The sequence below is a fragment of the Actinomadura sp. 9N407 genome (assembly GCF_044326315.1).
In the GTDB taxonomy this organism is placed as follows: Bacteria; Actinomycetota; Actinomycetes; order Streptosporangiales; family Streptosporangiaceae; genus Spirillospora.
The window spans coordinates 383,388-401,674 of the sequence record NZ_JBIRAW010000002.1; the positions used below are offsets into that span (position 1 = coordinate 383,388).

The following is an 18,287-nucleotide window of genomic DNA, read 5'->3' on the forward strand; positions in this document are numbered from 1 at the left end:
CATCAAGTCCCGTCCCATCAAGACTCCCCAGAGGACAGCTCCGAGGACAGCTCGGCGGCCCGGTGCACCGATTTGATGATGTTCTGGTAACCGGTGCAGCGGCACAGGTTGCCGGAGATGCCCTCGATGACCTCGTCCTCGGTCGGGCTCGGATTCTCGCGGAGCAGGGCGGTGACCGTACAGAGGAACCCTGGCGTGCAGAACCCGCACTGCAGCCCGTGGCACTCCTGGAACGCCCGCTGGACCGGCGACATCGTCCCGTCCGGCGCGGCCAGCCCCTCCACGGTGGTGATCTCGTGGCCGGACGCGGTGGCGGCGAACATCAGGCACGACCGCACCGGCTCGCCGTCCAGCAGGACGGTGCAGCACCCGCACACGCCGTGCTCGCAGCCGACATGCGTACCGGTCAGGCCCAGATCGTGCCGGAGCAGGTCCGACAGCAGCCGGCGGCCCGGCGCGCGCGCCGTACGGTGCACGCCGTTGACGGTCAGCGCGATCTCCCGCTGCTCCTCCCGCGACTCTCCCCGCTGCTCCTCTCGCAACTCCCCCATCAGTGCTCCCGTCGCAGTGCCTCGCTCGTCGCGGCGCGCAGCGCGCGCTCGGTCAGGATCCCGGCCAGATGGCGCCGGTACTCGGCGCTCGCGTGGATGTCGGCGTCCGGGTCCAGGCGCTCGCGCGCGTACGCGGCGACCGCAGGCCAGTCGTCGGTCCGTACGGCGGAAGCCGCGGCCTCGGTGAGGTCGATGACCTGCGGAGTGGCGGCGACGCTCAGGTATCCGGCGCGCGCGGCCGTCACGCGCAGGTCGTCGTCCAGCGTGACCGTCGCGGCGACGCCGACCAGGGCGTAGTCGCCATGCCGGCGCGCGGTCTCGGCGAACGCGGTACCGGTGAGCCCGGACGCGGCGGGGAAGAACGCCGACACCGCCAGCTCGTCGGGGCGCAGGCACGACTCCAGCGGGCCGGCGAAGAAGTCGGCGGCCGGTACGGTGCGCCGGCCGCGGGTGGAGGCGGCCTCGACCGTACCGCCGAGCACGGCCAGGACGGCGGGCAGCTCGGCGGCCGGGTCGGCGTGCGCGAGGCTGCCCACGACCGTGCCCCGGTTGCGGATGACCGGATGCGCGACATGCCGCAGTGCCTGCCGGATCAGCGGCTGCACGGCGGCGGCGTCGCGGTCGCGCTCGACCCGGGCGTGCCGGGCGAGCGCGCCGATCCGTACCCCGTCGTCGGTGGTCTCCACGGTGTCCAGCCCGGCGAGGCCGTTGATGTCGACCAGCCGGGCCGGAGCCGCGAGCCGCATGTTGAGCAGCGGGATGAGGCTCTGCCCGCCCGCGAGCACCTTGGTGCCGCCGTCACCCTCGCCATCGCCGTTCAGGCCGGCGCCGCCGGCGAGGGCGTGCAGGGCCTCGTCCAGCGTGCGCGGCATGTGGAGGTCGAACGGAGGCGGTTTCACGGCCGCGCATCACCTCCCGCCGTCGCCGCCTCCGAACCCGAGACGTCTTGCCTGGAAACACGCTGGGAGATCCAGCGCAGCAGGTGGTAGCCCGCCAGCACCACGATCGTGCCGAGCGCGATGCCCTCCAGCTTGAAGTCGTCGCTGATCTCGTGCACGACCGGGCCGAGCGCGAGGATGATCCCGGCGCCGATCGGGACCATGTTGACCGGATCGGCGAAGTCCACCCGGTTCTCGATCCAGATCTTGGCGCCGAGCAGCCCGATCATCCCGTACAGGATCACCGTGACCCCGCCCAGCACCCCGCCGGGGGTGGCCGCGACCAGTGCGCCGAACTTCGGGCAGAGGCCGAACAGGATCGCGATCAGCGCGGCCACGTAGTAGGCGGCGGTGGAGTAGATCCGGGTGGCGGCCATCACCCCGATGTTCTCGGCGTAGGTGGTGGTCGGCGAGCCGCCCACCGAGCTGGTGACGACGGTGGCGGCGCCGTCGGCGAAGATCGTGCGGCCGATCAGCGGATCGAGGTCGGTCCGCGTCATCTCGCCGACCGCCTTGACGTGCCCGGTGTTCTCGGCGATCAGCGCGATCACGGCGGGCAGCACCAGCAGGACCGCCGACATCTTGAAGTCCGGCGCGTGCATCTGCGGCAGCCCGAACCAGTCGGCCGCCTTGACGGCGTCGAAGCTCACCCGGTCGTGCGGGAACGCCGTGGCCACGCAGTACGTGCCCTCCGGCATGCAGGCCCGCCCGTCGGGCCCGATGAGGTTCTGGCCGGGCAGCACGGCCGTGATCGGCCCGGCGAGCCGGTCGAGCACCCACGAGAGCGCGAACCCGAAGACCAGCCCGAGCAGGATCGAGATCCGGCCGAGGAAGCCCCGGAACGCCACCATGACGACGAACACGAACGTCATCGTGATGATCGCGACCCAGTGGTCCTGCGGCCAGTACGTGTCGGCGACCACGAAGGCCAGCCCGAACCCGATCAGCATCACCACCGCGCCGGTGACGACCGGCGGGAACACCCGGTGGATGATCCGGGTGCCGAGGACGTGGATCAGGATGCCGCACAGCGCCAGCACCACCCCGGCGACCAGGATCGCGCCGGTCACCCAGGCGTCGGTCTGGACGGTGTCGACCCCGGCGCGGATCGCGAAGACCCCGCCCACGAACGAGGCGCTGGTGCCCAGGTAGCTCGGTACCTTCCCCTGCACGATCAGCAGGAACAGGATCGTGGCGACCCCGGACATCATCACCGCGAGGTTGGGATCGAGCCCCATGACCAGCGGGAACACGAAGGTCGCACCGAACATGGCGACGACGTGCTGGGCCCCGATGCCGGCCGTGCGCGGCCACGACAGCCGCTCGCCGGGGGCGACGACCTCACCGGGCCGCGGCGTCTTGCCGTCCCCGTGCAGGGTCCAGCCGCGCGGTCTCCAGCCGGTCAGCCTGCCGCCCGGCCGTTTCCGGCCAGGCTCCGTCCCGCCGTGCCGCTCGTCGCTGTGCCGCTCACCCCCGGGCTGCTCTCCACCGGGCTGCTCACCACCGGGCTGCTCACCACTGGGCGGCTCTCCACCGGTCGCCATCGCACCCTCCCTCGGGTGTCCCACGTCGAAGCCCGCTGTGACGGGGCGTTCACGGCCATGCGCGCAACTTGGCTTGCGCGCAACTTAGAACGTCCCTGAACAGCAGACATCGGCGACTGTTGCCAAAGCACCGCCCCCGGGTTGGGAGACGGACGGCGCCCTCGCATGATCAATAACCCGGACCCGCGGGTCTCACGCCTCAGATGCCGCGCATTCGCAGCACGTGCAGGGCCAGCGTGAGGTTGAGGCGCAGGTGCGCGTCCTCGGTGAACGGGCCGAGCATCCGTTCCAGCTTCCCGATCCGGTACCGCAGGGTGTTGTAGTGGAAGTGCAGCCTGCGTGCCGTCTCGGCCACGTTGAGGTTGGTCTCCAGCAGCACCTGGAGGGTACGGCGCAGGTCCACCAGCTCCGGCTCGTCGTCGACGGCCAGCTCGCCCAGCGTCTCGCGGACGAACGCGTGCAGCTCCGCCGGATCCGACACCAGGCTGAGCAGCCGGTAGACGCCGAGCTGGTCGAAGTGGGCACGGGCCCCGGTGCCGTGCAGCTGGCGGCCGACCCGTACCGCCTTGCCGGCCTGCTCGTACGCCTCGGGCAGCGCGGCGGGCGAGGCGACCGTACGGCTGATGCCGGTGGAGAAGGTCCGGCGGTGCTCGGCGAAGACGGCGGTGGCCTCCTTCACCATTGCCTGGACCGGTCCACTCGACTGCGCGACCGGATCGTCGCCGTCGGCCCCCACCACCGCGACCACCTCGTGCGCGAACGTGGCGACCGCGGCGCCGGGGTCGTGCCGCCGCACGGCGGTGCTCCAGGCGGCGGCGAGCCGTTCCTGGGACGAGCGCTCCTCGGCACCGCGCGACTCGCGCGTCTCGGCGCCCCGTGACTCGGAGCCCCGTGACTCAGCGCCCCGCCCCTCAGTGCCCCGGCCATCCGCCCCACGGGCGTCGCCGCGCGACCGCCCGTCCAGCTCGGCGACCAGCACCATGACGGGACGGTCCAGGTCCCAGCCGAAGCCCGAGCAGTGCGCGATGACGCGGTCGTCGTCGCCGGCCCGGCCGGCCAGGATGTCGCGCAGGAAGTCGGCGCGGTACTTGCTCTCCACCGCCGCCACGGCCTGCTGCTTGGTGATCACCAGCGCCGCGACGGTGGCGGCCCGCTCCAGGATCGTCAGATCGGCCTCGCACAGCGTCCCGTTCGGGCTGTAGGCGACGATCCTCCCGTGGTCGAACCCCCCGGCGACCACGGGCGCCACCAGATGCTCGCCGTCCTGCGCCGGGCCCCGGCCCAGCGCGCGCATCGCCTGGACGTGCTCGTGCGGGCCGGACCCGGCCAGCACGCGCTGCTCGCCGTCCAGCGCGGCGACCGCGACCTTCAGCAGCGCCGCGACCTCGTCCACGACCTCCTGCAGCCCGCCGCCGCACAGCACGATCTGCACCAGCGCCCGGTGCACCTCCTCGGTACGGGCGAGCACGGCGGCCTGCCGGTTGAGGATGTCGGTGAGGACCTGGTTCAGGATGTCGTCGAAGCCGACGTCGTCGGCCAGCAGGATCAGCGGGAACCCGCGCCGGTCCGCCTGCGCGATCATCTCGGCGGGCAGCGAGTCCAGGTACCGGCCCAGCTTGATGGCCAGCGCGGCCAGCCCCCGCTCGTCCAGGTCGGCGACCAGGTTGTCCAGCGACTGCGGGGTGTTGCGCAGCGGGTAGCCGGTGGTGAGCAGCAGCTCGTTCGGTTTGACCCACGACAGGATGTCGGGGACCTCCATCACGTTCAGCCGCTGGACGACGCGGCCGAGGCCGGACCGGCCGGCGATGAGGCGCGCGCCCTTGAGCGTGGAGACGCCGAGGACCTCGCCGACGGGCAGCCCGTAGGTGAGGGTGCCGGTACTGGCCAGCCGCAGCGCCGGCGGCTCCATGCCGTGTTGCGGGCTGGGCTGAGGGCTGTGCTGAGGCGGGGTGGGTGGTGGGGGGGTGTGCTGGGACGCGGTCTGCCGGGGCGGGCCGTGTTGATGCGGGGCGTGGGCGGGGGCTGGGTCAACGGGGATCGACATCAGATGACTCCCAACTGGGTCGGCTCCGGCGTCGAGTTCTTCGTACGCCGAGTGGCGCGGGCCCGGCTCTGGTGGAGCCTGGCCCGTTCGGCCCGGGTCGTGGCGCGTGGTCCGGGTACACGTCCTGGTGCGGAGTGCGCGCGGTCGGGTGCGGCACGAGCTGGTCGAGCGCGTGGCGGGGGCCGGTGGTCCGGCCTGTGGCCGAGTGAGGCGTTCATGGACGCTGGCTCACGGGAACGGTCACCTCTGCTCTTTGGTGCTGTCATCGCCCGTTCGGGCGTGATCGCTACCGCTATGCGATCAACCCTGACAACAAAGACGAAGGAAGACAACCAGTCTTGGCAGCTTTCTCCATACGACACCCTGCGGGCCCCGCCGTACGGTCGCGGCTAGAGAGGCCCGGCCCCGCCGGTCAGGACGGCGACGAACCCGGCCCTCGGGAGGACCCCGTGACAGCCCTCGTGCGCGACCCGATCCCGCTCGCCCCGCGGCCCGGACGGCGGCCACCGGCCGCCGGCGCGGCCAGCCTGGCGCTGCGCCCGGTGCTCGACCCGCCGCGCCGGCCGGCCCGGGTGCTCGCCGCCTTCCCGTCCGCCGTCTATCTGGAGCTGCGCGGCACGGCCGAACCCCGGGTGGTGGCCGTGGTCAGCTCCGACGCGGTACGGCTGCCGAACGCCGTGGTGATGGTGGCGACCCGCCGCGAGCGCCCGTTCCGCTCCGTACGCGAGGGCGGCGAGGCCTGGATCGGCGACGGCCGGGTCGAGGCCGAAGGACTGGAGACCAAGGTCCGGCGCTGGTGGGACCCCGCGCCGGCGCTCGGCCCGGTGACGCCGGCCGCGCTCGCGCGCGGCGTCGGCGCGCTGGAGTCCGCGCTGGGCGAGGCCGGCGACACCGCGCGCGGCGGGCTGGCCGACCACCCCGACCTGCTCCGGCTGTCCGGCCGCTGCGCGGAGGGCGACCTGGCCGGCGCGGTCGAGTCCGCCGAACGGATCGTGGGCCTCGGGCCCGGCCTGACGCCCAGCGGCGACGACATCCTCGCGGGCCTGCTCGTCTCGCTGCGCCTGATCGGCGGCGCGGCGGGCCAGGACGACCGGGCCGTGTGGCTGGCCGACTGGCTGGGCGCGGCCGTGACCGCCGACGCGGGCACCCGTACCACCTCGCTCGCCGCCACCCTGCTGCACTGCGCCGCGTCCGGCGGCGCGGGCGCGGAGGTCGCCGCGGTGCTGCGCGCCGTCGCCGGGCACGAGCCCGCCGGCCCCGCCGTACGGCGCCTGCTGGCCGCCGGCCACACCTCGGGCGCCGACCTGGCCGCCGGCGTCCACGCCGGCTGCCGCGCCGCCCTGGCACTCCGCTCCCTCCGCTCCCCAGCCGGACGTTCCCGCAAGGTATCGGCATGACCGGGTCGACATGACCGGGCCGGCATGACCAGGTCGGCATGACCGGGGAGTACGGCGCGATCGGGAGTGCGGCGCCATCAGAAGTACTGCGGCATCGGAAGTACGGCGCCATCGGGAGAACTGCGCGATCGGGGGAACCGCGTGAACGAACGTGAAGCACGAACGGAAGGCACGCTCAGGGCCTGGGTGGAGGTGCGGCGCGGGGCGTACCACGACTCGGTGACGCTGATGCGGGTCAGCCGGCGGGTCGGTGAGGTGGCCGGGGTGGCGGGGGCGATGGCCGCGATGGCGACCGAGCTCAACCTGGAGATGCTCGGGCGGATGGGCTTCGAGGTCCCGGACGGGGCGGGCCCGGCGGATCTGGTGGTGGCGATCCGGGCCGAGGACGAGGCGCTCGACGGTGCCCGCACGGCGCTGGACGATCTGCTGCGGGACTCGCGTACGGCACCGGACGGGGCGACCGGCCTGGACGCGGCGCCGCCCGCGCGGACGACGGGTTCGGCGGCGCGCCGTACCGAGGCGGGGATCGCGCTGGTGTCGGTACCGGGGCCGCACGTGTTCCCCGAGGCGATGGACGCGCTGGACGCCGGGCTGAACGTCATGGTCTTCAGCGACAACGTGCCGGTGGAGCAGGAGGTCGCGCTCAAGGAGGCGGCGGCGCGGCGCGGGCTGATCGTGATGGGGCCCGACTGCGGGACGGCGGTGGTCGGCGGCGCGGGACTGGGGTTCGCGAACGCCGTACGGCCGGGCCCGGTCGGGCTGGTCGCCGCGTCCGGAACGGGCGCGCAGCAGGTGATGTGCCTGCTGGACGAGGCGGGCGTGGGCGTCAGCCACGCGCTCGGCGTGGGCGGGCGGGACCTGTCGCCGGAGGTCAGCGGCCGCTCGGCGCTGGCCGCGCTGGCGGCGCTGGACGCCGATCCGGCCACCGAGCTCATCATCGTGGTGTCCAAGCCGCCCGCGCCGCGGGTGGCGGATCTGATCCGGGAGGCGGCGCGCCGGCTCGACACTCCGGTGGAGTTCGCGTTCCCCGGACCCGAGGACGATCTGACGCGGGCCACCGAACGCGCCCTGGTAAGGCTCGGGCGAGAGGTGCCGCAGTGGCCGGAAGGCCACCCGGGCGCGGACCCGCCGACCGCGCCGGGGACCGTGCGCGGGCTGTTCTCGGGCGGGACGCTGAAGGCCGAGGCCGAAGCCATCCTGCGGGCGGAGCTCGGCGAGGACCTCGCCGCGCGCGGCCACTCGCTGATCGACTACGGCGACGACGCGTACACCCAGGGCCGGGCCCATCCGATGATCGATCCGACCCTGCGGCTGGAGGCGATCCGGGAACAGGCCGCCGCGTCACCGCGCGGGGTCCTGTTCCTGGACGTGGTGCTCGGGTACGGGGCCGATCCCGATCCCGGCGGCCCGCTGTTCCCGCTCCTGGGCGAGGTGCTGGACGAGCATCGCGAGCTGCGCGCCGTCGTCTCGCTGTGCGGTACGCGGCAGGATCCGCAGGGTTTCGAGCGGCATATGGACGGGTTCCTGGACGCCGGCGCGGCGGTCTTCCTCTCGAACGCGCGGGCCGCCAGGCACGCGGCGGAGCTGGTCGGAACGCCGGGTGACAGGGGTACCGAGTGAGCAGAGGTGCCGAATGACAGGGGTGCCGATGGATGAGTCCCGGCCGCGGCTGAACGGGCTGCTGACCCGCGAGCCGGGCGTCGTGGCGGCCGGGGCCGGCGTGCTGGCCGAGGCGCTCGAAGGGCAGGCGGTCCCGGTGGAGCGCGTCGACTGGCGGCCGCCCCCGGACGGCATGGCGGACGCGCTGGTCGCGGTGATGGGCCGTCCCGGGTACGCCGCCGCCAACGAGCGCGCGGTGAGCCGGATGCTCGGTGCCCGGCCCCATCTGGTGGACGTACGGCCCGCCGCCGAGGTGCTCGGCCTGGAGAGTGGCACGTTCCTTCACGCGGGGCCGCCGCTGGAGTGGGAACGGGCGTCCGGGCCCATGCGCGGCGCGCTCATCGGGGCGATGCTGCTGGAAGGGCTGGCCGACTCCCCGGAGAAGGCCGAGCGGATCCTGGAGAAGGGCGCCGCGACGCTGGAGCCGTGCCACCACCACCGTACGGTCGGGCCGATGGCGGGTGTGGTGAGCCCGTCCATGTGGATGCTCGTGGTGGAGGACGCCGAGCACGGCGGCACCGCGTACTGCTCGCTGAACGAGGGGCTCGGCAAGGTCCTGCGGTACGGGGCGTACGGTCCCGAGGTCATCGACCGGCTGCGCTGGATGGGCTCCGTGCTCGGGCCCGTGCTGCGGTCGGCCGTACAGCGGCACGGCCCCGTCGACCTGCTGTCCATCATGGCGCAGGCCCTGCAGATGGGCGATGAGCTGCACAACCGCAACCGCGCGGCGACCTCGCTGCTGCTGCGCGAGCTGTCGGCCGACATCGCCGAGGCCGACGCGCCGCGCGAGCGGGTGGCCGAGGTGCTGCGGTTCGCGGCCGGTAACGACCACTTCTTCCTGAATCCGGCGATGGCGGCGGCCAAGGTCGCCGCCGACGCCGCGCGCGGCGTGCCCGGCTCGAGCATGGTCGTGGCGATGGCGCGCAACGGCACCGACTTCGGCATCCAGGTGTCGGGGACGGGCGACCGCTGGTTCACCGGCCCGGCGGGCGTGCCCGACGGCCTCTACCTCGGCGGCTACGGTCCGGCCGACGCCAATCCCGACATCGGCGACTCGACCATCACCGAGACGGCCGGGGTGGGCGGCTTCGCGCTGGCGGCGGCGCCCGCGATCGTCCGGTTCGTCGGCGGCGAGGTCCCCGACGCGCTGGCCGCGACCCGGCGGATGTACGAGATCACGCTGGCCGAGCATCCGGTCCTGCAGATCCCGCTGCTGTCGTTCCGCGGCACCCCGGCCGGGATCGACGTGGCGCGGGTGGTGCGCACCGGGATCCTGCCGGTGATCGACACCGGGATCGCGGGCCGCGAGGCCGGCACCGGCCAGGTCGGCGCGGGGCTGGTGTCGCCGCCGCCCGAGGTGTTCGGCGCGGCCCTGCGCGCGCTGGCCGGGACCGCGCCGGCCGGGACCGCGTGACACCCGGTCACCGGCGGGTACGTTCGGCTCCATGACCGAATCGATCACCGGCGGACCCGCCGGCGACCCGCTCACCGGCGATCCGTTCACCGGCGAGCACCTCACCGGCCGGCAGTACGAGATCGCCGCGGGGCCGTACCGTGCCGTGGTGACCGAGCAGGGCGCGGGGCTGCGCGAGCTGACCCACCAGGGGCTGCCCCTGATCCTGCCGCACGGCGCCGACGAGCCCGTACCGGCGGCGCTCGGGCAGCTGCTGATCCCGTGGCCCAACCGCGTCGACCGGGGCGGGTACGCCTTCGAGGGCCGCATCCACCAGCTCGACCTGTCCGAGCCGGAGAACGACTGCGCGATCCACGGCCTAGTGCGCTTCTCGCCCTGGACCGCCGTGCTGAATGAACACGGGCGGCACGAGCCGGGCCGGGTACGGATGGCGTACCGGCTGCTGGGTGCCCCCGGCTATCCGTACCGGCTCGACCTCACCGCCGACTACGCGCTCGACGCCGACGAGGGGCTCACCGTCACGCTGTCGGCGGTGAACGTGGGCTCGCGTACGGCGCCTTACGGCCACGGCGCCCATCCGTACCTGACGGTCGGCGAGCCGATCGACGACTGCACGGTGACGGTGACCGCCGACCAGTGGCTGCCGGTGGACGATCGCATGATCCCGAACGAGCCGCCGCAGGACGTCGCGGGCACCCCGTACGACATGAGGGAGGGCCGCGAGCTCGAGGGCCGGTCCATCGACAACGCCTTCACCGCTCTGCGCCGCGACGCCGGCGGGCGGGCCTGGGTACGGCTGAGCGGCGGCGGGCGGACCACCTCGCTGTGGGCGGACGAGGCGCATCCGTGGCTGGAGATCTACACCGGGGACCAGGTTCCCGGCGATCGGCGCCGGCGCGGCCTGGGCGCGGAGCCGATGACCTGCCCGCCCAACGCGTTCGGCACCGGATTCGACGTGATCCGTCTCGAACCGGGTGCACAGGCGGGGGGTTCTTGGGGGATCATGGCGGGGTGAATCTCAGCGTCCCCTCGTTCGACGACCTGTCCGCCCGGATCGCCGCGGTCCGGGACGACCACGACCAGCGCTTCCCGGGTCCCGCCACGGGCCGGCAGCCGGTGCACACGGTGTACGTCCCCGCCGACCGGTTCTCCCGCTCCACCCCGGCCGACTTCGGCGCCGAGGCGCTCCGGCTGCTCAACACCCACACGCCCGGCGCCGGCTCGTTCGGCAGCGCGTTCGGCCTCGATCCGGAGATCGCCGGCCCGGTCCGCGAGCGGGTCGCGGCCAAGCTGGCCAGCGAGCCGGTGGAGGACATCCGGATCGACTTCGAGGACGGCTACGGCGTGCGTCCCGACGACGAGGAGGACGCCCATATCGCCCAGGTCGTGGAGGCCGTGGGCGCCGCGTACCAGGTCAAGGGCCTCCCCCACTACTGGGGCATCCGCGTCAAGTCGTTCGCCGACGGCGGCCACGAGCGCTCGATGCGCACCATGGACGCCTTCCTGACCGCGCTGCGCGACCGGCTCGGCCGGCTGCCCGGCGGCTTCACCATCACGTTCCCGAAGGTGATCGCCGCCGAGCATGTCGGGCTGTTCGTGGAGTACCTGGACCGGCTGGAGACCTCGCTCGGGCTGCCCGGCGGCATCCTGCGGTTCGAGATCCAGGTGGAGACCACCGAGGCGATCATCGACCCGGACGGCCGGATCGGGCTGCGCGCGATCATCGACGCCGCCGGCGGCCGGCTGACCGCCGCGCACTTCGGCGTGTTCGACTACACCGCCGCGCTCGGGCTGCCGCCCGAGCAGCAGCGGCTCGACCACCCCGCCTGCGACTTCGCGCGGCACGCCATGCAGGTCGCGTTCGCCGGCTCCGGCATCCGGATCTCCGACGGCTCCACCAACGTCGTCCCCCGCAACGACGGCCCCGACGAGGTCAACGAGGCCTGGTCGGTGCACGCCGCGCACGTCCGGCACTCCATGGCGCACGGGATCTACCAGGGCTGGGACCTGCACCCGGCGCACCTGCCCAGCCGGTACGCCGCCGTCTACGCCTACCACCTGTCGGGCGTCGACGAGGTGATCGGGCGGGTCCGGGCCTGGCACGAGCAGTCGGCCGGCAAGGGGAGCGGCGTGCTCGACGAGCCCGCGACCATCAAGTCGCTCACCTCCCGGCTCCAGCGCGCCGTCGACTGCGGCGCCCTCGACGCCTCCGCCCTCCCCGTACCGGTCGAGCGGTAGCGGAGGCAGGGGGTTAGGGCCAGAGGGCTAGCAGGTCAGCGGGCTAGCGCGGCTCAGAAGGCGAGCGCGTCGAGCGCGGCGACGAGTTCGGCCTCCTCGTAGAAGAAGTGCGCGTCCAGCTCGGCCGACAGCCGGCCGAGCTCGGCGCGCAGCCGCGCGGGTCGGCGGCCTGAGCCGTCAGGGCATCCTGGAACGCGGCGCGGATCCCGCCGACCGCCGCCGGGCGATCGTCAGCATCGCGCCCGCGCACGAGCCCGCCATCAAGGAGTGGCTGGCCCAGGGCGCGAGCGCGTGGCGCACGGCACTGGAGCCGCTCACCCCCGAGCAGCGCCGGATGTTCATCGACACGCTGCGGGCGTACGAGCAGGCCGTCATCCAGGAGGGCGGTCCCGGAGGCGGGTGAACGCCTCCAGGTCGGCGGGGGTGTCGATGTCGTCGGGCGATGCCACGTCGGCGCACGGGACCGGTGTCACCAGCTCAGGGTGCTCGCGCAGGAACGACCGGGCCCCGGCGTCGCCCTCGGCCGCCTCCGCCACGGCGGCGAAGTGCTCGCGCGCGAACAGCACCGGGTTGCGCGGCTTGCCCAGGTAGGTGGCGACGGCGACGCGCGCACCCAGCTCGTACGCCTCGATCAGGCGCCGTACGGCCTCGGCGGTGACGCGCGGCTGGTCGACCAGCGCCACCACCACCGCAGGGCATGCGGGCGGCAGGGCCGAGAGCCCGGCGCGCAGCGACGATCCCATCCCGGTACGCCAGTCGGCGTTGGGCACGACGACCGCCCCGATGACCTCGACCGGAGCGGCGCCCGCGACCACGATCACGGGGCCGCAGCCGCCGTCGCGCAGCGTCCGCACGCCGCGGTCGACGAGCCGTTCCCCGTCCAGTTCCACCAGGGCCTTGGGCCGGCCGAGCCGGCTGCCCTCCCCCGCGGCCAGCAGCAGGCCGGCCGGATTATCGGCACCGCGCAAGGTCATCCCGCGAGCGTAGCCCGCTCAGCCGTCCGCGCCGTGGATCCGGCCGCCGGTGTCGGTCAGCGGCCGTCCCGACCCGCCCCAGCGCAGCTGGATCAGCTCGGCGGCGATCGACACCGCGGTCTCCTCCGGCGTACGGGCGCCCAGGTCGAGGCCGATCGGGGACCGCAGCCGGGACAGCTCGGCGTCGTTCAGGCCCGCCTCGCGGAGCCGCTCCATCCGGTCGTCGTGAGTACGGCGCGAGCCCATCGCGCCGACGTATCCGGCACGGGTCCGCAGCGCGACCTCCAGCAGCGGGACGTCGAACTTCGGGTCATGGGTCAGGACGCAGATCGCCGTCCGCTCGTCGACGCCCGTACCGTCCACCAGCCCGTCCAGGAACTTGTGCGGCCACTTCACCACGACCTCGTCGGCGTCGGGGAACCGCTTGGGCGTCGCGAACACCGGGCGGGCGTCGCAGACCGTCACGTGGTAGCCGAGGAACTTGCCCACCCGGGCCACCGCCGCGGCGAAGTCGATCGCACCGAACACCAGCAGGCGCGGGGCCGGCGCGAACGAGTGCACGAAGACCGCCAGCTCGTCCAGCCGCCGCTCCCCCTCGCGGCCGTAGTGCCGCTGCCCGGTCAGGCCCTGGGCGAGCATCCCGCGCGCGTCGTCGTCGACGGCCGCGTCCAGGCGTCCCGCGTACGGGGCGCCCGGGGCCAGCGAGCCCGACGCTCGGCCGGGCCAGATGACCCTGCGGGCACCGACCGTCCCGGGGCCGGCCACGACCGAGGCCACGGCGACCGGCTCGCGCGCGGCGATCGAGGCCGCCACCTCGGCGAACTCCGGAAACGTGGCGGGCCCGACCGGCTCGACCAGCACGTCCAGGATGCCGCCGCAGGTCAGGCCCACCGAGAACGCGTCGTCGTCGCTCACCCCGTACCGCTGCACGACCGCCTCACCGGAGGCCAGCACCGACTGCGCCAGGTCGTACACCGCGCCCTCGACGCAACCGCCCGAGACGCTGCCCGTCACCTCGCCCGACGGCGCGACCGCCATCGCCGCGCCGGGCGGGCGCGGCGCGCTCCGGAACGTGTTGACCACGGTCGCCAGGCCGAACGTCTCCCCCGCTGCGTACCAGGCCGCGATGTCGTCGAGCACGTCACGCATGGGGGTCTCCGATCAGCCGGGCGAGGTCCTCGAGGGCACCGAGACTGTGCCCCGAGGTGAAGTCGTCGATGTACGGGAGGGCCGCGGCCATCCCGGCGGTGAGCGGCTCGTACCCGGGCCGCGCCTTGTGCGGGTTGGCCCACACGACCCGGTACGCGAGCCGGTGCAGCCGGGCCATCTGCGCGCCGAGCAGCCCGGCGTCGCCGCGCTCCCAGCCGTCGGAGGCGATGACCACGATCGCGCCGCGCGCCAGCCCGCGCTGCCCGAAGCGGTCCAGGAACTCCTTGAGCTCCTCGCCCAGCCGGGTCCCGCCGCTCCAGTCGGGGATCGCGGCGGACGCGGCCGTCATCGCGGCGTCGGGATCGCGATGCCGCAGCTCGCGCGTGATCCGGGTCAGCCTCGTACCGGCGCTGAAGACCTCGACGGCACGTCCCCCCGACCGGGCGGCCGCGTGGGCGAACCGCAGCAGCGCGTCCGCGTACGGCCCCATCGAGCCGCTGACGTCGACGAGCAGCACCACGCGCCGCGGCCGCGAGCGGTGGGTGCGGTGGCGCAGCAGCGACATCTCGCCACCCCGCCTGAGGGTCTCCCGTACGGTACGTCCCGGATCCAGGCGTCCTCGGGGCGCGGGCTTGAACCGGCGCGAACGGCGCCGTTCGGCGGTGGCGTCCAGGACGGCGATGAGCCGGTTGACCTCGGCCCGTTCCTCCGCGCCGAGCCGTGCCACGTCCCGATTGCGCAGCACCTCGACACCGCTGGCGGTGACGGCCTGGACCTCCTGCGGCTCGTCGCCGTCCGCGTTCCGCGACGGGTCGGCCACCACGACGGGCGTCTGCCGTACGACCACGACGGGCGGGCGCCGCCCGGGCCGCGCGGTCAGGCCGGAGAAGTACGCGGCGAAGCACCGGTCGTAGCGGGGCAGGTCATCGGGGGCGGCGCACAGCGTGAGCCGTCCGGCCCAGTAGACGTCGGCGCCATCCAGTACGTCCAGGTGGTCGAGCGCGCGCAGCATGGCCTGCACCCTTTCGGGATCGGCGGCACCGCCCGCCGCGCGCAGCGTCCGGGCGAAGCCCACGATGGTCTCCGTGACATCCCGGCCCGCGGACACGGTCATCCCCCGTTGAGCAGGGCGCCGAGCCCGTCGGCGAGCACCCGCTGCTGGTCCTCGCGGTACTTCAGGACCGTCCCCAGCGTCACCGCCGCGACCTCGGGATCCAGGTCGCGGACGCCCAGGGCGACCAGCGCCTCCGTCCAGTCGAGGCTCTCTGCGACACCGGGCGGCTTGAGCAGGTCCACCGCGCGCAGCCGCTGCGCGGCCTGGGCCACCTGCCCGGCCAGCCGCTCGGCGGCCCCGGGCAGCCGGCGCCGGATGATCGCCACCTCGCGGTCGAACGTCGGATGCTCCAGCCAGTGGTACAGGCAGCGCCGCTTGAGCGCGTCATGGACCTCGCGGGTGCGGTTGGAGGTCACCACGACCACCGGCGGGCGCTCCGCGCGGATCGTCCCCAGCTCCGGCACCGAGATCGTGAAGTCGCTCAGCACCTCCAGCAGGAACGCCTCGAACTCGTCGTCCGCCCGGTCGATCTCGTCCACGAGCAGCACGCTGGGCGTGGTCTCCAGCGCCTGCAGCAACGGCCGCGCCATCAGGAAGCGCCGGTCGTACAACTCCCCCTCAAGCCGCGCCACATCGGTGATGCCCGCCGCCTCCGCCGCTCTCAGATGCAGCAGCTGGCGGGGAAAGTCCCAGTCGTAGAGGGCCTGCGAGGCATCGAGCCCCTCGTAGCACTGCAACCGGATCAGCGGCGCGCCCAGCACGACCGCGAGGGTCTTGGCCAGCTCGGTCTTCCCGACCCCGGCCTCGCCCTCGAGGAACAGCGGCCGTCCCATCCGCAACGCCAGGAACCCGGCCGTGGCCAGCCCGTCGTCGCACAGGTAGGAGTTCCGTTCGAGCAATGCCGCCAGCTCCGCCGGCGACGCGATCCCTGGAGACACGGCCACGCCCTCAGGCTACTCAGCCGAGCACCGATCCAGACACCCTGTCCACACACCCTGATTCCGGCACCGCGTGATTCCAGCACGGCCTGACCGGTATCAACGCCGGTCTGTCCCCGGCCGGCTCTGGGCCGTCCCGGTCCCGGCTCAGTGCCAGCTCAGTGCCGTCGCTGCCCGACCGCGGTGAGATCGATATCGATGTCGAACGGCACCGTCAGCTTGAGCCTGGCGTGATGGATTCCCGTGAGCGCGTACTCCCGCGTCGCCGGATCACGTTCGTAGACGTAGACGACGATTCTTCCGTCATCTTTCTCAACTCGCCAGAAATGCCGGATTCCGGCGGCCGCGTACTTCGGCGGCTTCGTCTCCCGGTCCCGCTCCTCGGAACTGGGCGACATGGCTTCGACCGCCAGGATGACGTCTTCCGGGAGGTAGTACGTCCTGGAGTCGTCTTCCTCGGCGGCCGCCGAGGTCACGACCAGGACATCGGGTTCCGGAGCCTGCCGCTTCCCGAGTTTGACCACCATCTCCTGGTCGGCGCGCATATCGTCGGGCGCCTGCCGGTCGAGCTCGTCGGTCAGGAACCGGAGGACGCGTGAATGCCACAACTGCTGCGGACTCACGAAGATGAGACTCCCGTCGATCAGTTCCGTGTGCCGAGGGAGGTCGCGCATCTTCAGGAAAACGTCAGCGGTGTATCCGTCCGGCGGGGGGAAGACCCAGTCTGGCAGCGAACCCGCACCCATGTGACTACTTTCCGCAGACGCCTCGACACTCTGAGCGCTCATGAGCCCACTGTCGCACATGTACGCACTCACGGTCCGTGGAACAAGCTTATGACAGCAGGCCCCGGTCAGGAGGGGTCGGGAGCCTCGCCGTGGGTGGCCAGGAGGGCCTTCAGCTCTTCGAGCTGGCGGGCGGAGAGGGCGCGTTCGGCGCCGTTGATGCCCATGGCGCCCAGCGAGGTGCCGTCGGCCAGGTCGAGGGTGGGCCAGGGCTCGCCGACGCTCATGTTCACGTCGACGATCTCGGCCCATTCCAGCCGGCGGGTCCGGAAGGCGTTGACGACCGTGACGCCGGCGGAGTCGGCGGCGACGCGGCAGCGGGCCAGCATGTGCAGGATCCAGGCCAGGAAGAGGCCGAAACCGACCATCATCACCCGGTCGGACGGCTTGAACTGGGGTGCCACCGCGACGGCGAGCGCGAGCAGACCGAAGACGATCACGCCCGCCGTCGTGTAGGCGACCACGCGGGTGGTGCGGGGGCGCCACACCACCGGCAGCGCGGGTACGTCAGTCAACGATCTTGGAGATCGGGATCTCGAGGATGTCGTGCGCGCCGGCCGACTTCAGGGCCGGGATCAGGGTGTTGACGCCGCGCTTGGCCACGACGCTCTCCACCGCGTGGTCGCCGCCCGCCAGCGAGGTGACGGTGGGCGAGGACATCGACGGCATGATGTCCAGCACGCCCTTCAGGTCGCCGGCGGCGACGTTCAGCTTGAGCAGCACGTTGCCGCGGGCCCGGATGGCGCCCTGCAGGAGGAGCGCGATGTCCTCCATGGCCGCGCGCTTGTCGGGGTTCTCGTACGCCGCGCGGTTGGCGACCAGCTCGGTGTAGCTGGTCAGCAGGGTGTCCAGGATGCGCAGGCCGTTCTTGCGCAGCGAGGAGCCGGTCTCGGTCAGGTCGACGATCACGTCCACGATGTCGGGGACCTTGGCCTCGGTGGCACCGTACGAGGGGACGACGTTCGCCTTGACGCCGTGCTCCTCCAGGAAGCGCTTGGTCATGGCCGGGAACTCGGTGGAGATCCGGACGCCCTCGGGCAGGTCCGAGACCCGCTGCCAGGGCGCGTCCTCGGGCACCGCCATGATCACGCGGACCGGGTTGCTGGTGGCCTTGGAGTACTTCAGCTCGCCGAGCGAGACCACGTCGGCGCCGGTCTCGGAGATCCAGTCGCGGCCGGTGATGCCCAGGTCGAACAGGCCCTGCTCGAGGTAGGTCGGGATCTCCTGCGGGCGCAGCACCCGGACCCGGTCGACGCGCGGGTCGTCGATCTGGGCGCGGTAGTCGCGGTCCGACGTCCGCTGGACGGTGAGGTCGGCGGCGTCGAACAGCTGGATGGTCGCCTTTTCGAGCGAACCCTTGGGCAGGACGAGAGACAGCACGGTGAAGCCTTTCAGGTGGGATGCGTACGGGATACCGGGGGCGTGCTCAGGAGCTCGGATGCTCCGCGCCATGCCCGGCGTGACCGTGATGCCGCGGACCTCGCAGGGTCAGTGCCCTGCTCACTGCCAGGTCGAGTGCGGCCACCATCGCCTCCCATCCCGTCGATGCTCTCGCCGCGCCTGTCGGCGCGGGTTCCGCCCGGTTCCTACTTCCGCACAGGT

General features: G+C 73.1%; 17 protein-coding genes. 5 read left to right on the forward strand and 12 right to left on the reverse strand.

Going from position 1 to position 18,287, the window contains the following annotated elements; translation table 11 throughout:
• Positions 1-17 precede the first annotated feature (17 nt).
• The 4 genes from ACH34Q_RS04470 to ACH34Q_RS04485 form a co-directional block, all read right to left on the reverse strand.
• Positions 18-551, reverse strand: a complete 534-nt coding sequence (locus ACH34Q_RS04470; protein WP_395981429.1) for a (2Fe-2S)-binding protein — start codon at positions 549-551, stop codon at positions 18-20.
• Complete coding sequence (locus ACH34Q_RS04475; RefSeq protein WP_395981430.1) at positions 551-1,450, reverse strand: FAD binding domain-containing protein; 900 nt, start codon at positions 1,448-1,450, stop codon at positions 551-553. Before ACH34Q_RS04475 ends, ACH34Q_RS04470 begins: the two co-directional genes overlap by 1 nt.
• Complete coding sequence (locus tag ACH34Q_RS04480; RefSeq protein WP_395981431.1) at positions 1,447-3,033, reverse strand: uracil-xanthine permease family protein; 1,587 nt, start codon at positions 3,031-3,033, stop codon at positions 1,447-1,449. The genes ACH34Q_RS04475 and ACH34Q_RS04480 overlap by 4 nt, the downstream gene beginning before the upstream one ends.
• A gap of 199 nt (positions 3,034-3,232) precedes the next feature.
• Positions 3,233-4,942, reverse strand: coding sequence for a PucR family transcriptional regulator (locus tag ACH34Q_RS04485; protein WP_395981432.1), 1,710 nt, complete (start codon positions 4,940-4,942; stop codon positions 3,233-3,235).
• Between the two features lie 584 nt (positions 4,943-5,526).
• On the opposite strand from ACH34Q_RS04485, the gene ACH34Q_RS04490 reads away from it, so the two are divergent.
• From ACH34Q_RS04490 to ACH34Q_RS04510, 5 genes are all read left to right on the forward strand, one after another.
• Positions 5,527-6,474 carry a DUF2877 domain-containing protein gene (locus tag ACH34Q_RS04490; protein ID WP_395981433.1) on the forward strand — a complete coding sequence of 316 codons (948 nt, stop codon included), beginning with the start codon at positions 5,527-5,529 and terminating at the stop codon, positions 6,472-6,474.
• 141 nt (positions 6,475-6,615) lie between these two features.
• Positions 6,616-8,094 carry an FdrA family protein gene (locus ACH34Q_RS04495; RefSeq protein WP_395981434.1) on the forward strand — a complete coding sequence of 493 codons (1,479 nt, stop codon included), beginning with the start codon at positions 6,616-6,618 and terminating at the stop codon, positions 8,092-8,094.
• A 28-nt stretch (positions 8,095-8,122) separates the two neighbouring features.
• Entirely contained in the window at positions 8,123-9,547 is a 1,425-nt protein-coding gene (locus ACH34Q_RS04500; protein WP_395981435.1) for a DUF1116 domain-containing protein, read from the forward strand.
• 31 nt (positions 9,548-9,578) lie between these two features.
• Positions 9,579-10,562, forward strand: a complete 984-nt coding sequence (locus tag ACH34Q_RS04505; protein ID WP_395981436.1) for an aldose 1-epimerase family protein — start codon at positions 9,579-9,581, stop codon at positions 10,560-10,562.
• Positions 10,559-11,785, forward strand: a complete 1,227-nt coding sequence (locus ACH34Q_RS04510; protein WP_395981437.1) for a DUF6986 family protein — start codon at positions 10,559-10,561, stop codon at positions 11,783-11,785. Before ACH34Q_RS04505 ends, ACH34Q_RS04510 begins: the two co-directional genes overlap by 4 nt.
• A gap of 177 nt (positions 11,786-11,962) precedes the next feature.
• On the opposite strand, the gene ACH34Q_RS04515 is transcribed toward ACH34Q_RS04510, so the two are convergent.
• The 8 genes from ACH34Q_RS04515 to hisG all read right to left on the reverse strand — a co-directional run bounded on the left by ACH34Q_RS04515 (position 11,963) and on the right by hisG (position 18,065).
• Complete coding sequence (locus ACH34Q_RS04515; protein WP_395981438.1) at positions 11,963-12,133, reverse strand: hypothetical protein; 171 nt, start codon at positions 12,131-12,133, stop codon at positions 11,963-11,965.
• Positions 12,134-12,156: 23 nt separating this feature from the next.
• On the reverse strand, positions 12,157-12,759 hold the full coding sequence (locus ACH34Q_RS04520; RefSeq protein ID WP_395981439.1) for an NTP transferase domain-containing protein: 603 nt from the start codon (positions 12,757-12,759) through the stop codon (positions 12,157-12,159).
• An 18-nt stretch (positions 12,760-12,777) separates the two neighbouring features.
• Positions 12,778-13,908, reverse strand: coding sequence for an XdhC family protein (locus ACH34Q_RS04525; RefSeq protein WP_395981440.1), 1,131 nt, complete (start codon positions 13,906-13,908; stop codon positions 12,778-12,780).
• Positions 13,901-15,022, reverse strand: a complete 1,122-nt coding sequence (locus tag ACH34Q_RS04530; RefSeq protein ID WP_395981441.1) for a VWA domain-containing protein — start codon at positions 15,020-15,022, stop codon at positions 13,901-13,903. Before ACH34Q_RS04530 ends, ACH34Q_RS04525 begins: the two co-directional genes overlap by 8 nt.
• Positions 15,019-15,900 carry an AAA family ATPase gene (locus ACH34Q_RS04535; protein WP_395981631.1) on the reverse strand — a complete coding sequence of 294 codons (882 nt, stop codon included), beginning with the start codon at positions 15,898-15,900 and terminating at the stop codon, positions 15,019-15,021. The genes ACH34Q_RS04530 and ACH34Q_RS04535 overlap by 4 nt, the downstream gene beginning before the upstream one ends.
• 158 nt (positions 15,901-16,058) lie before the next feature.
• Entirely contained in the window at positions 16,059-16,688 is a 630-nt protein-coding gene (locus tag ACH34Q_RS04540; RefSeq protein WP_395981443.1) for a Uma2 family endonuclease, read from the reverse strand.
• 65 nt (positions 16,689-16,753) lie between these two features.
• Positions 16,754-17,200: a PH domain-containing protein gene (locus ACH34Q_RS04545; RefSeq protein ID WP_395981444.1), complete on the reverse strand. Its 447-nt coding sequence runs from the start codon at positions 17,198-17,200 to the stop codon at positions 16,754-16,756.
• Positions 17,193-18,065: an ATP phosphoribosyltransferase gene (gene hisG / locus ACH34Q_RS04550; protein WP_395981445.1), complete on the reverse strand. Its 873-nt coding sequence runs from the start codon at positions 18,063-18,065 to the stop codon at positions 17,193-17,195. Before hisG ends, ACH34Q_RS04545 begins: the two co-directional genes overlap by 8 nt.
• Between the last annotated feature and the right edge of the window lie 222 nt (positions 18,066-18,287).